General features: G+C 50.2%; 12 protein-coding genes. 11 read left to right on the forward strand and 1 reads right to left on the reverse strand.

Annotation, left to right across the window (positions count from 1 at the left end):
- The first annotated feature begins 68 nt into the window (after positions 1-68).
- The 4 genes from DWZ03_RS18070 to DWZ03_RS18085 are packed head-to-tail and all read left to right on the forward strand — an operon-like array spanning position 69 to position 3,117.
- Positions 69-383, forward strand: coding sequence for a hypothetical protein (locus DWZ03_RS18070; RefSeq protein WP_009036810.1), 315 nt, complete (start codon positions 69-71; stop codon positions 381-383).
- Positions 384-602: a sulfurtransferase TusA family protein gene (locus DWZ03_RS18075; protein ID WP_005826683.1), complete on the forward strand. Its 219-nt coding sequence runs from the start codon at positions 384-386 to the stop codon at positions 600-602.
- On the forward strand, positions 599-2,437 hold the full coding sequence (locus DWZ03_RS18080; RefSeq protein WP_005826685.1) for a YgiQ family radical SAM protein: 1,839 nt from the start codon (positions 599-601) through the stop codon (positions 2,435-2,437). Before DWZ03_RS18075 ends, DWZ03_RS18080 begins: the two co-directional genes overlap by 4 nt.
- Positions 2,438-2,472: 35 nt before the next feature.
- Complete coding sequence (locus tag DWZ03_RS18085; RefSeq protein WP_005826687.1) at positions 2,473-3,117, forward strand: hypothetical protein; 645 nt, start codon at positions 2,473-2,475, stop codon at positions 3,115-3,117.
- Between the two features lie 19 nt (positions 3,118-3,136).
- On the opposite strand, the gene mfd is transcribed toward DWZ03_RS18085, so the two are convergent.
- The gene (mfd, locus tag DWZ03_RS18090; protein ID WP_120130492.1) at positions 3,137-6,526 is read right to left on the reverse strand and encodes a transcription-repair coupling factor; all 3,390 of its coding nucleotides are present in this window, start codon (positions 6,524-6,526) and stop codon (positions 3,137-3,139) included.
- A gap of 653 nt (positions 6,527-7,179) precedes the next feature.
- Between mfd and DWZ03_RS18095 the strand changes: the two genes are divergently transcribed.
- The 7 genes from DWZ03_RS18095 (at position 7,180) to DWZ03_RS18125 (ending at position 13,562) form a co-directional block, all read left to right on the forward strand.
- Positions 7,180-7,935, forward strand: a complete 756-nt coding sequence (locus tag DWZ03_RS18095; RefSeq protein WP_005826694.1) for a polyprenol monophosphomannose synthase — start codon at positions 7,180-7,182, stop codon at positions 7,933-7,935.
- Between the two features lie 44 nt (positions 7,936-7,979).
- The gene (locus tag DWZ03_RS18100; protein ID WP_057088097.1) at positions 7,980-9,326 is read left to right on the forward strand and encodes a dihydroorotase; all 1,347 of its coding nucleotides are present in this window, start codon (positions 7,980-7,982) and stop codon (positions 9,324-9,326) included.
- A gap of 40 nt (positions 9,327-9,366) precedes the next feature.
- Entirely contained in the window at positions 9,367-10,281 is a 915-nt protein-coding gene (locus DWZ03_RS18105) for a vitamin B12 dependent-methionine synthase activation domain-containing protein (RefSeq protein WP_120130493.1), read from the forward strand.
- Positions 10,282-10,474: 193 nt separating this feature from the next.
- The gene (locus DWZ03_RS18110; RefSeq protein ID WP_005826701.1) at positions 10,475-10,960 is read left to right on the forward strand and encodes an RNA polymerase sigma factor; all 486 of its coding nucleotides are present in this window, start codon (positions 10,475-10,477) and stop codon (positions 10,958-10,960) included.
- Between the two features lie 4 nt (positions 10,961-10,964).
- On the forward strand, positions 10,965-11,591 hold the full coding sequence (locus DWZ03_RS18115; RefSeq protein ID WP_005826703.1) for a hypothetical protein: 627 nt from the start codon (positions 10,965-10,967) through the stop codon (positions 11,589-11,591).
- A complete protein-coding gene (locus DWZ03_RS18120; protein WP_120130494.1) occupies positions 11,579-12,754 on the forward strand; it encodes a metallophosphoesterase in 1,176 nt (391 codons plus the stop codon). Before DWZ03_RS18115 ends, DWZ03_RS18120 begins: the two co-directional genes overlap by 13 nt.
- A gap of 49 nt (positions 12,755-12,803) precedes the next feature.
- A complete protein-coding gene (locus tag DWZ03_RS18125; protein WP_005826706.1) occupies positions 12,804-13,562 on the forward strand; it encodes a lysophospholipid acyltransferase family protein in 759 nt (252 codons plus the stop codon).
- The last annotated feature ends 76 nt before the right edge of the window (positions 13,563-13,638 follow it).

Consider the following 13,638-nt stretch of genomic DNA (forward strand, 5'->3'; position numbering starts at 1 on the left):
ATCTGTAGTGAAAAAACTATCTTTGCTTCCATTAATCATTAAACATTAACCACTAAACATTAAACATCATGTACACTATACAAGCCAACCCCAGCGGAACCCGTAGTTTAGAAGTTTCTGAAGAGAATCTTGCCACCATCGAGAAATACGGCCTCTTCCGCCATCTCATCGACAGCAACGGTATTGTGGACGAAACCGTGCTCGACAAGTTGAAACTGAACATCCGCTCCCTCATCGCCTCGCAAGAGGAAGACAGCAAAGACCTGCTCGACCTCTGTATCGACGTTATCTATCACAACAACATGAAGGCCTTCGGACTACAACAGCTCATCAAGCTCTATCTGCAATGGCTTTCCCAACAAGACACCATAGAAGAAGAATAAATGAAAACCATCGACACCTGCGGACAACAGCATTACAGCCCTTTAATCCCTGCCATCAAAGCCATGTGCGAGGCCGGAAAAGGCGAGAAGCTGGAAATCATCATGGACGACGCTGCTGCCTTCAATGACATGAAAGAGTATCTTTCCGAGCAGCAGATAGGCTTCCGTGAGATTTACGACGGAGAACGGATGACATTACAGTTTTTAATGTGCAAATGAAAGAATATCGCCTTACAGACTGGCTTCCTACTACCAAGAAAGAAGTGGAACTACGTGGTTGGGACGAATTGGATGTAATACTTTTCAGCGGTGACGCCTACGTGGATCACCCTTCTTTTGGAGCCGCCGTCATAGGCCGCATCCTCGAAGCAGAAGGATTGCGCGTAGCCATCATCCCCCAACCCAACTGGCGCGACGACTTGCGCGACTTCAAAAAACTGGGACGTCCCCGTCTGTTCTTCGGCATCAGTCCCGGCTGTATGGATTCGATGGTCAACAAATATACTGCCAACAAACGCTTGCGCAGTGATGACGCCTATACCCCGGATGCACGTCCGGATATGCGTCCGGAGTACCCTTCCATTGTATATACCCAGATATTAAAGAAGCTATTCCCCGATGTCCCCGTCGTACTGGGCGGCATCGAGGCAAGCATGCGCCGCCTGACGCACTATGACTATTGGCAGGACCGTGTACGCCCCAGCATCCTCCTCGACAGCGGAGCCGACTCACTCATCTACGGTATGGGAGAGAAACCGGTGGTGGAACTTGCGGAAAGGCTGAAACGCCAACAGACACAGATGGACGCCCCAAGCTTCAAAAAGCTCATCGCCGATATTCCCCAAATGGTTTACCTTGACAAGGAAGTAGTGGTACAAGAAGGGGATATCACCCTCTTTTCCCATGAAGAATGTCTGAAAGATAAAAAGAAAGAAGCTGCCAACTTCCGTCATATCGAGGAGGAAAGCAACAAATATACAGCATCCCGCATCTTGCAAAAGAGCGGCAAGCTGACGGTAGTAGTCAATCCTCCCTATCCCCCTTTGACGGAAGCTGAACTCGACCGTTCTTTCGACTTGCCATACACGCGCCTGCCCCATCCCAAATACAAGGGAAAACGTATTCCGGCATACGACATGATAAAGTTCTCCGTCAACCTGCATCGCGGATGTTTCGGAGGATGTGCCTTCTGCACCATCTCCGCACACCAGGGCAAATTCATCGTAAGCCGCAGCAAGGAGAGCATTCTGAAAGAGGTGAAAGCCATCACGGAGCTGCCAGACTTCAAGGGTTATTTGAGCGATTTGGGAGGCCCGTCGGCCAATATGTACCGCATGAAGGGACGGGATGAGGCCGTCTGCAGGAAATGCAAACGCCCGTCGTGCATCTACCCCAAGGTATGCCCCAACCTGAATACGGACCACCGTCCGCTGCTCGACATCTATCATGCCGTAGATGCCCTGCCCGGCATCAAGAAGTCCTTCATTGGCAGCGGTGTACGCTATGACCTGCTGCTGCACCAGAGCAAGGACCCGAACACTAACAAAAGTACGCAGGAATATACCCGCGAGCTCATTGCCCGCCATGTCAGCGGTCGCCTGAAGGTAGCACCGGAGCATACGTCAGACCGCGTGCTCAACATCATGCGCAAGCCTCCGTTCAGCCAGTTCGGTGAGTTCAAGAAGATATTCGACAGGATTAACCATGAAGAAGGACTACGCCAGCAGCTTATTCCTTATTTCATCAGCAGCCATCCCGGATGCAAGGAGGAAGATATGGCAGAACTTGCCGTCATCACCAAGCGACTGGACTTCCATCTGGAACAAGTGCAAGACTTTACCCCTACTCCCATGACCGTTGCCACCGAAGCATGGTACACGGGCTTCCATCCTTATACGCTGGAACCGGTATTCAGTGCCAAAACGCAGCGCGAGAAACTGGCTCAACGCCAATTCTTCTTCTGGTACAAACCCGAAGAGCGCAGGAACATCATAAACGAACTGCGCCGGATAGGACGGACGGATTTGATAGACAAGCTATACGGGAAACGATAAAAATACGATATTTCCAAGAAACTCACAGCAACTGCATGAAACGATTCCTCCTCCTCTGCCTATCCCTACTCCCCATTGGAGCGACAGGTCTGCTGGCACAAAGCGAATGCCTGCCGCAAAATTACAGTATCATCTTCGGTGGCGGTGTATCCTTACCTCATGTAGAGGGAAACCGTAACGACTTCTTCAGCAAGAATGGCAACCGGGTGGGATATGACCTGATGACAGAAGGCCGCTACTACATCACGCCCCTATTTGCCGCAGGACTTCAATATGACTATCTACGCATGGCACGCCTGCCGGATAAGGCACATCTGCACTGCATACGCCCCAACATCACATACCGGCCCTTGTGGAGCAACGGGAATCAAGGACTGTTCCTCTCGTTCGGCATCGGGTATATGAACTATCAGGAACGGACATATAAACGCGGTGAACGGAACGGACACCTTTTCCATAAAGGATATTGTGGAATAACTTTCGCAGCAGGCTATGAGTTCCGCATCAGCCGTAAACTCTCGGGCATGATTCGCTGTGATTTCCTGACAGCAGACTGGTTTGCCAACCCCGATGCACGACTTTATAACACAGACGGGTATGATGACGGAGTAGACCATAGCTGGTTCAAAAACAACATCACTTTCTTCAATTTGGGATTCGCCTTGCAGTTCGGACGTTAGTGGCAGGAGTGGCAACAGTTTACTCTTCCACCTGCATTGCCACTACCTCCTGCAACACACAGACAGCTTCTTCTACCGTCTTGACATCCTTCACCAACATACTCCGTTTGTTGTTCTGTTCGCGCAGGTCACAACGCCGGGTGTACTTCATCATGTAGGCAATGACCTTACCGAAAGCCTGGCTCTGATAGTACGGGCTGTCCGGATTGGAGACGAAGAACAGGGACATGCGCCCACCTTTCAGAAAGACTTTCTCCACGCCGAGGCGGGCAGCCAGGCGTCGCAAGGGAACGATGTGCAGCAGTTCTTCCGTTTCGGGAGGAATCGGGCCGAAGCGGTCTTCGAGGCGGGAACGGAAAGCATCCACATCCTTGTCGAGTGTCAATCCGTCCAACTCGCGATAGAGCAACATACGCTCGCTGCTGCCAGTCACGTAATCGGCAGGCAACAGAAGTTCGAGGTCGCTTTCCACCTGGCATTCGTCCACAAACTGCTCGCCACTGATGACGCCTCCGTCTGCTTTCAGTTCTTCGGCATAAAGGTCGGCAAACTCGTCGGTCTTCAGTTCGTGCACAGCTTCGGAGAGAATCTTTTGATACGTCTCGTAGCCTAGGTCGGCAATGAAACCACTCTGTTCGGCACCGAGCATATTGCCTGCGCCACGGATGTCAAGGTCCTGCATGGCAATGTGGATGCCACTGCCCAGGTCGGAGAAGTTCTCGATGGCTTGCAGGCGTCGTTTTGCTTCGGGAGTAAGGGAGGACAAAGGCGGTGCCAGCAGGTAACAGAAAGCTTTTTTATTGCTCCGCCCCACACGTCCGCGCATCTGGTGCAAGTCACTGAGGCCGAAGTTCTGCGCCTGGTTGATGATAATGGTATTGGCATTGGGTATGTCGATGCCACTTTCGATGATGGTAGTGGCAAGCAGCACGTCGTAATCGTAATTGACGAAATCAAAGATTATCTTCTCCAGTTCGGCAGGCTCCATCTGTCCGTGTCCGATACAGACACGGCAGTCGGGAATGTGCCGCTCTATCATGGCCTTCAACTCAAACAGATTGGAAATACGGTTATTCACGAAGAATACCTGCCCGTTACGGCTCATCTCAAAATTGACGGCGTCGGCAATGATTTCCTCGTTGAAGGTGTGCACTTCCGTCTGGATGGGATAGCGGTTAGGCGGCGGTGTCTGGATGACGCTCAAGTCGCGCGCACCCATCAGCGAAAACTGCAAGGTACGGGGAATGGGTGTAGCCGTCATGGTCAGCGTATCCACATTCACCTTCAATTGGCGGAGTTTCTCCTTGACGGAGACGCCGAACTTCTGCTCCTCATCAATAATCAACAAACCAAGGTCTTTGAACTTAACGTCTTTTCCCAGGATACGGTGGGTACCGATAAGAATATTCACTTCCCCTTCGGCAAGCCCTTTCACTACAGCCTTTGCCTGAGCAGCGGTGCGGGCACGACTCAGATACTCCACCCGGCAAGGCAAGCCTTTCAAGCGCTCCTTGAAGGTCTGGAAATGCTGATAGGCAAGTACGGTAGTGGGCACCAGTACAGCCACCTGCTTATTGTCCGCCACAGCCTTGAAAGCGGCACGAACAGCCACCTCCGTCTTGCCGAAGCCCACGTCACCGCACACCAGGCGGTCCATCGGACGGGCACTCTCCATGTCGGCCTTCACGTCGGAAGTAGCCTTGCTTTGGTCGGGGGTATCCTCATAGATGAAGGAGGCTTCCAACTCCCGTTGCAGGAAGCTGTCGGGACTGTATTGGAACCCCTTCTCCTCGCGGCGTTGCGAGTAGAGTTTTATCAAGTCGCGGGCAATATCCTTTATCTTCGTCTTGGTGCGGTCTTTCAGCTTCTCCCAGGCTCCGGTGCCGAGCTTGTTGAGGCGGGGCGCTTCACCCTCCTTTCCCTTGTACTTGGAAACCTTGTGCAGAGAGTGGATGGAGACAAACACCACATCTTCGTTCTGATAGACAATCTTCATCACCTCCTGCGTGGTGTCACCGTTGGGGATACGTACCAGTCCGGCAAAACGCCCCACACCGTGGTCGGTATGCACCACATAGTCGCCGGGGGTGAATTGGTTCAGCTCCTTCAGGCTCAAGGCCACCTTGCCGCTGCGTGCCTTGTCGCTCTTCAAGTTATACTTGTGAAAGCGGTCGAACAGCTGATGGTCGGTAAAGACGCAGATACGCAAAGTGTCGTCGGCAAAGCCTTCGTGCAGTGTCCGTTCCACGGCGGTAAAGGATATGTTGTCTCCACGGTCCTCAAAGATGGCACGGATGCGGTCGGTCTGTTTCAGGCTGTCGCTGCATATGTAGATGGTGTAGTGACGGGAGAGGTATTCGCGGAAACTCTCCGCCACCATGTCGAAGTTTTTATGGAAGATAGGCTGTACCGTAGTATGGAACGAGACGGTAGCATCCGGCGTTCCGGTGGGCTTGTTGCCGAACTCCATCCGGCGGAAATCGAGGGCGCGCAGGGTGAACTCGCCACCATCAATCAGCTTGCCTTCCAGCGTGATGGCTCCATTCTCCTCCGACTCACGGGCGGCGATGGCCTGTGGGGTGAGCGATTCGTCGTGCACGGTCTGGATGCGTTCGCGTAGCCAGAGAAAGTCGCGCATGGCAAGCAAGCTGTCCGACGGAAGGAAATCGAGGAACGACACCATGCCGCCGCTTCCCTTTTTTTCCAGGCTATGGCTCAAGTCGGGAACTATCACGATGCTTTCTTTCTTCTCCTTCGAGAGCTGTGTTTCCACCTCGAAGGTACGGACGCTTTCCACCTCATCGCCGAAAAAGTCTATACGGAAGGGATATTCGGAAGAGAAGGAAAAGACGTCGATAATACTGCCACGAACGGCATACTGCCCCGGCTCGTAGACGTAGTCCACATATTCGAAACCGTAGCTGCGCAATACGTCCGTCACGAAGTTCATATCCACCCTCTCGCCTGCATGCAGTTTCAGTGTATTCTCTCCCAGTTCCTTACGAGAGACCACCTTTTCGGCCAGCGCATCCGGATAGGTCACCACGCAAAGCCCCTCTTCTCCTTTTTGCAGGCGACTCAGCACTTCTGTACGGAGTATTTCGTTTGCCGCATCCTTCTGCCCGTACTTGATGGCGCGGCGGAACGAAGAAGGAAAAAACAATACCTGCTCTGTCCCCAATATCTGCGTCAAATCATGATAGAAATAACCGGCTTCCTCCATATCGCCCAGAATGAAAACGAGCGGACAAGTAGCCCGCTGAACCAATACAGACGAAAACAAAGAAGCGGCAGAGGCATATAAACCTCCGCAATATAGGTGACGGACAGAGTTATCTTTCAGAAGCCTGCACACCCCCTCTACATTGGGATGGGAAGCATAAGATTGTTGCAGTTCAGTTATATTCATTGCTTTGCGCTTTTTCCCCCGGTATTGCCTCTCATAAGGTATCCTACCGAAATAAATTCGGTGCAAAAATACACAAATAATCTTTAGCTTTGACCTGTCGGCAACTATGTTCTCTGAAATAATCTTTCTGCTGTCAGCCTGCACATCCTTCACCTTTTTTCTGTATCGCCCTATTTATCGGGGAAGGCAATGAAACTTCTTTTCCTCCAATTATGAATAACACAGCCTGCACAATCCCTATTCAGGAGTTATGTTACACAAAGTTTATCCCCAGCCTGCGGACATGTATCCCAGGGGTTGGTCTGTCTATCCCAAGGCTTGGGATAGACAGACCAAGACTGAAGAGCACTTTTTCTCCCTATATCTACCCACTTTATCCTTTATACTTCGAAAGTTTTTCTTTAATAGTTTGAATGTTTTCTGTTAATGATTGAAACGGGAATAGCTAAAGATTGAGGCTAAAGTTCAAAGTCAAGCATATGGTTCTTTGATTTAACCTGCATTCCTTATAGTCAGGAGTTAGAAGGAGCTACATAAATGAAAGAGTCGTGGCGCCAGAACTTTGCAAAATCAAGATTTGTGTGAAAATGCTGCCAGATAAAAAAGAAATGTATTACATTTGTTCCCAGTTATAACCCCCATTACCTATAAGTATGCAAACATCAGACAGCATTGTCATCATCCCCACCTACAATGAACGGGAGAATATAGAAAATATCATCCGTGCCGTTTTTGCTCTGAAACATGGTTTTCACATCCTTGTCATTGAAGACGGTTCGCCCGACGGAACAGCTGCCATTGTAAAGACCTTGCAGCAGGAGTTTCCCGAACGCCTCTTCATGGTGGAGCGCAAAGGAAAGCTGGGATTGGGAACAGCCTATATAGCCGGCTTTAAGTGGGCATTGCAACGAGGTTATGAGTATATCTTCGAAATGGATGCCGACTTCAGCCACAATCCCCAAGACCTGCCCCGTCTCTACCGCGCTTGCTCCGAAGAGGGTGCCGATGTAGCCATCGGTTCACGTTATGTGAGTGGTGTGAACGTAGTGAACTGGCCCATGGGACGTGTACTGATGTCTTATTTTGCCTCCAAATATGTACGCTTCATCACCGGGCTGCCCATCCACGATACTACAGCCGGATTCGTATGTTACCGCCGCCGGGTATTGGAGACTATCAATCTGGACGGCATCCGCTTCAAAGGATACGCCTTCCAGATAGAAATGAAATTCACCGCCTACAAATGCGGCTTCAAGGTAAAGGAAGTGCCTGTCATCTTCATCAATCGCGAACTGGGCACCTCCAAAATGAACAGCAGTATTTTTGGTGAAGCCGTATTCGGAGTGATTCGGTTGAAATGGAACAGTTGGTTCCATAAATATCCTACCGTAGATAAGGAGATGAAGTAATGGGTGATAGAGTGATAGGGGTTTACTATAAATATTAGGAAGATATGAAAAGAACATTGATACATAACGCTACGATTGTCAACGAAGGACAATCCGTGAAAGGTTCCGTAGTGATAGAAGACGGGCGCATTGCAGAGGTACTGACCAACTGGAAACCTCTCTCCGCCCCTTGTGACGAGACCATAGATGCCACCGGATGCTATCTGTTGCCTGGCATCATCGACGACCATGTACATTTTCGCGATCCCGGGCTGACCCACAAAGCGGACATCCTCACCGAAAGCCGTGCGGCTGCCGCAGGTGGTGTGACCTCCATCATGGATATGCCCAATACAAATCCGGTGACCACTACGCTGGATGCCTTGAACGCCAAACTTGATTTGCTGAACGAGAAGTGTATCGTAAACCATTCCTGCTACTTCGGCGCAACAAACGACAATTACAGCGAATTCGGCAAGCTGGACAAGCACCGCGTCTGCGGTATCAAGCTATTCATGGGCTCCAGTACCGGAAACATGCTGGTAGACAAGATGAACAGCCTGCTGAACATCTTCAATGGTACAGACATGCTGATTGCCGCCCACTGCGAAGACCAGGAAACCATCAAGAACAATATTGCCAAGTATAAGGAAATGTTTGCCGGAGAGAATGATATTCCCATAGGCAAGCATCCCTACATCCGCTCTTCGGCAGCATGCTATGCATCCTCTGAACTGGCAGTACGGCTGGCAAGAATTGCCGGAGCACGGTTGCATATCCTGCATGTGTCCACAGCTAAGGAACTGCAACTATTCAATGACTATTCACTTTCCGAGAAGCATATCACCGCCGAAGCATGCGTTGCCCATCTCCTCTTCACGCTCAGTGACTATCGCACGCTGGGTGCACGTATCAAGTGCAATCCCGCCATTAAGAAGCAAGCCGACCGCGACGCCCTGCGTGCCGCCGTCAACTCCGGCCTGATAGACGTAATAGCCACCGACCATGCCCCCCATCTGCTCGCCGAGAAAGAAGGGGGTGCCTTGAAGGCCATGTCCGGCATGCCGATGATACAGTTTTCGCTTGTCAGCATGCTGCAACTGGTAGATGAGGGAATATTCACACTCGAGACCATCGTTGAAAAAATGTGCCATGCTCCCGCACAAATTTACCGCATCAACGAGCGCGGCTATATCCGTGAAGGTTACCGGGCAGACCTTGTGCTGGTACGCCCCGATGCCCCGTGGGAAGTGACAGCCGACAAAGTTTTGAGCAAATGCGGCTGGAGCCCATTGGAAGGACATACCTTCAACTGGAAAGTGGAAAGGACTTTTGCCAACGGACATCCCGTTTATAGCGACGGCATGGTGGACGATGCTTATCGTGGCGAGGAACTGAGATTTGGGGAGTGAAGGCTAGGAATTAAGGATTAGGGATTAAGGATTAAATGGGATGAAAAGGACAATACTGGCACCGGGGCATGAATTGCTTTCGTATCGGATTCATGAAGTAACCCCTTACATCAACTGGATTTATTTCTTCCATGCCTGGGGCTTCCAGCCTCGCTTTGCGGCTATTGCCAACATCCATGGCTGCGATTCCTGCCGTGCACTTTGGCTGACAACCTTTCCCGAGGAGGAACGTACCAAAGCTTCCGAAGCCATGCAGCTCTTCAAGGAAGCCAATAGAATGCTCGGCCGACTGGACGAAACAATCTCCATCCATTGCATCTTCAGGCTTTGCCAGGCAAATGCAGACGGAGATAACCTCTTGATAGAAGGAACAACCTTCCCACTGCTCCGCCAGCAGACACCCCAACCCGATGGCGGTCCATTTCTCTGTCTGAGCGATTTTATACGTCCCCTCTCTTCAGGCACGCCCGACATCGTAGGACTTTTCGCCTCCACCATCAGTGAAGAGGCCGAAGAGACTTATAAAAGCGACCCTTACAAACATCTCCTTGTACAGACTCTGAACGACCGCCTTGCCGAAGCCGCCACAGAAAAGATGCACGAATATGTCCGCAAGGAGGCTTGGGGGTATGTCCCCGACGAATCCTTGTCCATTCCGGATCTGCTGGTCGAGAAATACCAAGGCATCCGCCCCGCTGTGGGATACCCCTCCCTACCCGACCAATCCGTGAATTTCCTGCTGGACGAACTGCTCGGCATGAAGCAGATAGGCATCACGCTGACTGAACATGGAGCCATGCACCCTCACTCCTCCGTCTGCGGCATGATGCTGGCACATCCCGCATCCCGATACTTTTCAGTGGGCAAGATTGGAGAAGACCAGCTGGACGACTACGCCCGCCGCCGGGGAATGCCAATAGGGGATATGCGGAAGTTTTTAGCCACTACAATATGAATAATGTGCTAATGTGCCTATATGCTAATGTGCCAATTGGCTGCGCTATATGTATATTGTGCTACCATGCCGCAGGTCATTGGCACATTAGCATATAGGCACATTAACACATTAAAATAATCCTTTTTGAACTGTGATTTATCGCCACACAATGCGACTAACAGTGCAAAAGCAATTCGAAAGAAGCTAAAAGATGGAAAATGCAGAACAAGAGTTTGTATCCGTGGTACGGGAGTATGAGCGCGTGATATATAAGGTGTGCTATCTGTACACCACGCCCAATGCTACCCTCAACGACCTGTATCAGGAAGTGGTGCTCAACTTATGGAAAGCATTTCCCAAGTTCCGGCGGGAGTGTAAGATTTCCACATGGATTTACCGCATCGCACTGAACACGTGCATCAGCTTTATCCGCAAAGAAAAGAACATCCCCGAAATCGTCACCCTCACCCAGGAAGCCGACCGGACTGAAGAAACCGACGAGACACAAGCCATGCTACGGCAGCTCTACCGGATGATAAACCGACTGGGACAATTGGAAAAGTCCATCATACTGCTCTATCTGGAAGAGAAAAGCTACGAAGAAATTGCCGAAATCACCGGGCTGACCTTGACAAACGTTGCCACCAAACTCAGCCGCATCAAGGACAAATTGAAAAAAATGAATAAGGAGGAATAAATATATGGAACTGGATGAACTGAAGAAATCATGGAACGCACTGAATGAACAGTTGCAGAAAGAACCGATTGCTGACGAACAGCAGATTACCGAACTGATTGCCGGCTACAAGGCCAATACCCGCAAAAGTCTGGGACGACTCGTAGTCATACAGCGTTTCTCTATCGGAATGGGAGCGGTAGGTCTGGCAGCCCTTCTGCTTATATGGCTGTTGCTGCCCACCTTCGGCTTCAATGAGCAGCTGCAAGGCAAGATTGTCGCTTTACTGGGATTCATCGCTATAAGCATCCTCATAGGCATGTGGTGGGACTGGAAAACATACCGCTGGAACAAGGACACGCGTATTGATGAAATGGGGGTTGCCGAAGTCAGTCGCCGTATGACCACCTTCCGCCAATGGACCAGATATGAAGTGATGGGCATCTCCATTTGGATTATCCTTTTCAATATCCTCAACTATTGGGTGATGGAATATCATCTGGCACCAGCCAGCGTACAAGCCCTACTGATTACCCTTTTCGTAGTATTTGACGCGCTAATTATCTATATTCTCTACAAAAAAGTGATTTACAAACATCTGGACAATATTAAAAAGAACATTGAAGAATTGAAAGATATATGCACCGAGTAACTCTTGTTTTCATCCTTTTCCTTCTCATCCCCGACCTTTACATTTACTTGGTTTATGTAGTAAGAAAAACCAGAAAGGCAGTCCTTCACTGCCTTTATTGGCTTCCCACCTTGCTATTAGCGGCAGGCTATGTTTACTTCATATTCCTTACGGGCGACAATGCGATGTCAAACCATACGCAGGCCATAGGCAGACTGGCAATTACCATCATGCTGTTTGTCTTTCCAAAAACCATATTCATGCTTTGCTCGCTGGTGGGAATACTGGCACACTTCATCATCCGTCGTTGTCCCCGCAGCCCGTTCACCGCTATAGGACTGGTTTTGGCTGTCGTCAGCTTCTTCAATATCCTTTACGGTACCCTGGCAGGCATCACCCGTTTCGATACAAAAGAAGTGGAATACCGTTCTGCCAATATTCCGGAAGGTTTCGACGGCTACCGCATCGTGCAAATATCGGACATACACATCGGCAGTTGGCAAGGCAATCCGGACCCCATCAAACAGTTGGTCGATTTAGTCAACGGACAGAAGCCGGACCTGATTGTCTTCACCGGTGACCTCGTGAACCAGCAGAGCCACGAACTGGATGGTTTCCAAGAAATACTCTCCCAACTATATGCACCGGACGGAGTATACTCCATCCTCGGCAACCATGACTATGGCTCATACTATCACTGGCAAAGCCCGAAAGCAGAAATCGCCAATCTGGACTATTTAATCCGGCAGCAGAAAGCAATGGGATGGAAACTGCTGAACAATGAGCATGACATCCTTCATCACAAAGGTGACAGCATAGCCCTCATCGGTGTGGAAAACGACGGGGAGCCTCCTTTCTCCCAATTTGCAGACTTGCCGCAAGCCATGCAGGGCACGGAGGGAATGTTCCAAATATTGCTCAGCCATAACCCTACCCACTGGAGGCGCGAGGTACTGCCCCAATCGGGTATTTCACTGATGCTTGCAGGACACACCCACGCCATGCAAGGCATCTTGTTCGGACATTCCCTTGCCGAACTTATCTATCCGGAATGGAGAGGAATGTACTACGAAGGCAAGAGGGCTTTGTACGTAAATATTGGCATCGGCTATGTAGGACTGCCGTTCCGGTTCGGGGCATGGCCGGAAATTACAGTACTAAAATTAGTAAGAGAGAAAGAGTGACGAAATAAGAAAAAGGTATATCTTTGTAGCAATAAAAAATCCGACACCTATGAAGATACTTTATATTATTTATCAGGTTTGCTTTGCGTTACCCATTTTATTGGTACTGACTATCCTTACAGCATTGGTCACCATCATCGGTTCGCTGATAGGAGGAGCGCATATCTGGGGTTACTATCCCGGTAAAATCTGGTCACAGCTCATCTGCTATATACTGCTTATTCCGGTGGAGGTACATGGAAGGGAGAAAATACACAAACGTACTTCCTACGTGTTTGTGCCCAATCACCAAGGTGCCTTCGACATATTCTTGATATACGGATTCCTGGGACGGAACTTCAAATGGATGATGAAGAAGAGCCTGCGCAAAATCCCGTTTGTCGGCAAGGCATGCGAGAGCGCAGGACATATCTTCGTCGACCGTTCCAGCCCCAAGAAGGTGCTTGCCACCATGCGGCAGGCAGAATCATCTTTGAAAGACGGCGTGTCACTGGTAGTATTTCCCGAAGGGGCACGTACCTTCACGGGACACATGGGGTACTTCAAGAGAGGTGCTTTCCAGTTGGCAGATGAACTGCAACTGGAAGTGGTGCCCGTCACTATAGACGGCTCGTTCGAGATTCTTCCACGCACCGGAAAGTGGATACACCGCCACCGGATGATACTGACCATCCATGAACCTATTCCTCCCAAAGGGAAAGGGGCAGAAAACATCAAGGCAAGCATGAACGAGGCTTATGCGGCGGTGGAGAGTGCATTGCCGGAAAAGTATAAAGGGATGGTGAAGAACGAAGACCAGGACAGATAAAGACATAATGACAAACGGGAATGCCTGAATATCCTATCAAGATATTCAGGCATTCCCGTTTGTCATTATCAACTCA

The organism is Bacteroides sp. AF29-11, from assembly GCF_003602895.1.
In the GTDB taxonomy this organism is placed as follows: Bacteria; Bacteroidota; Bacteroidia; order Bacteroidales; family Bacteroidaceae; genus Bacteroides; species Bacteroides uniformis.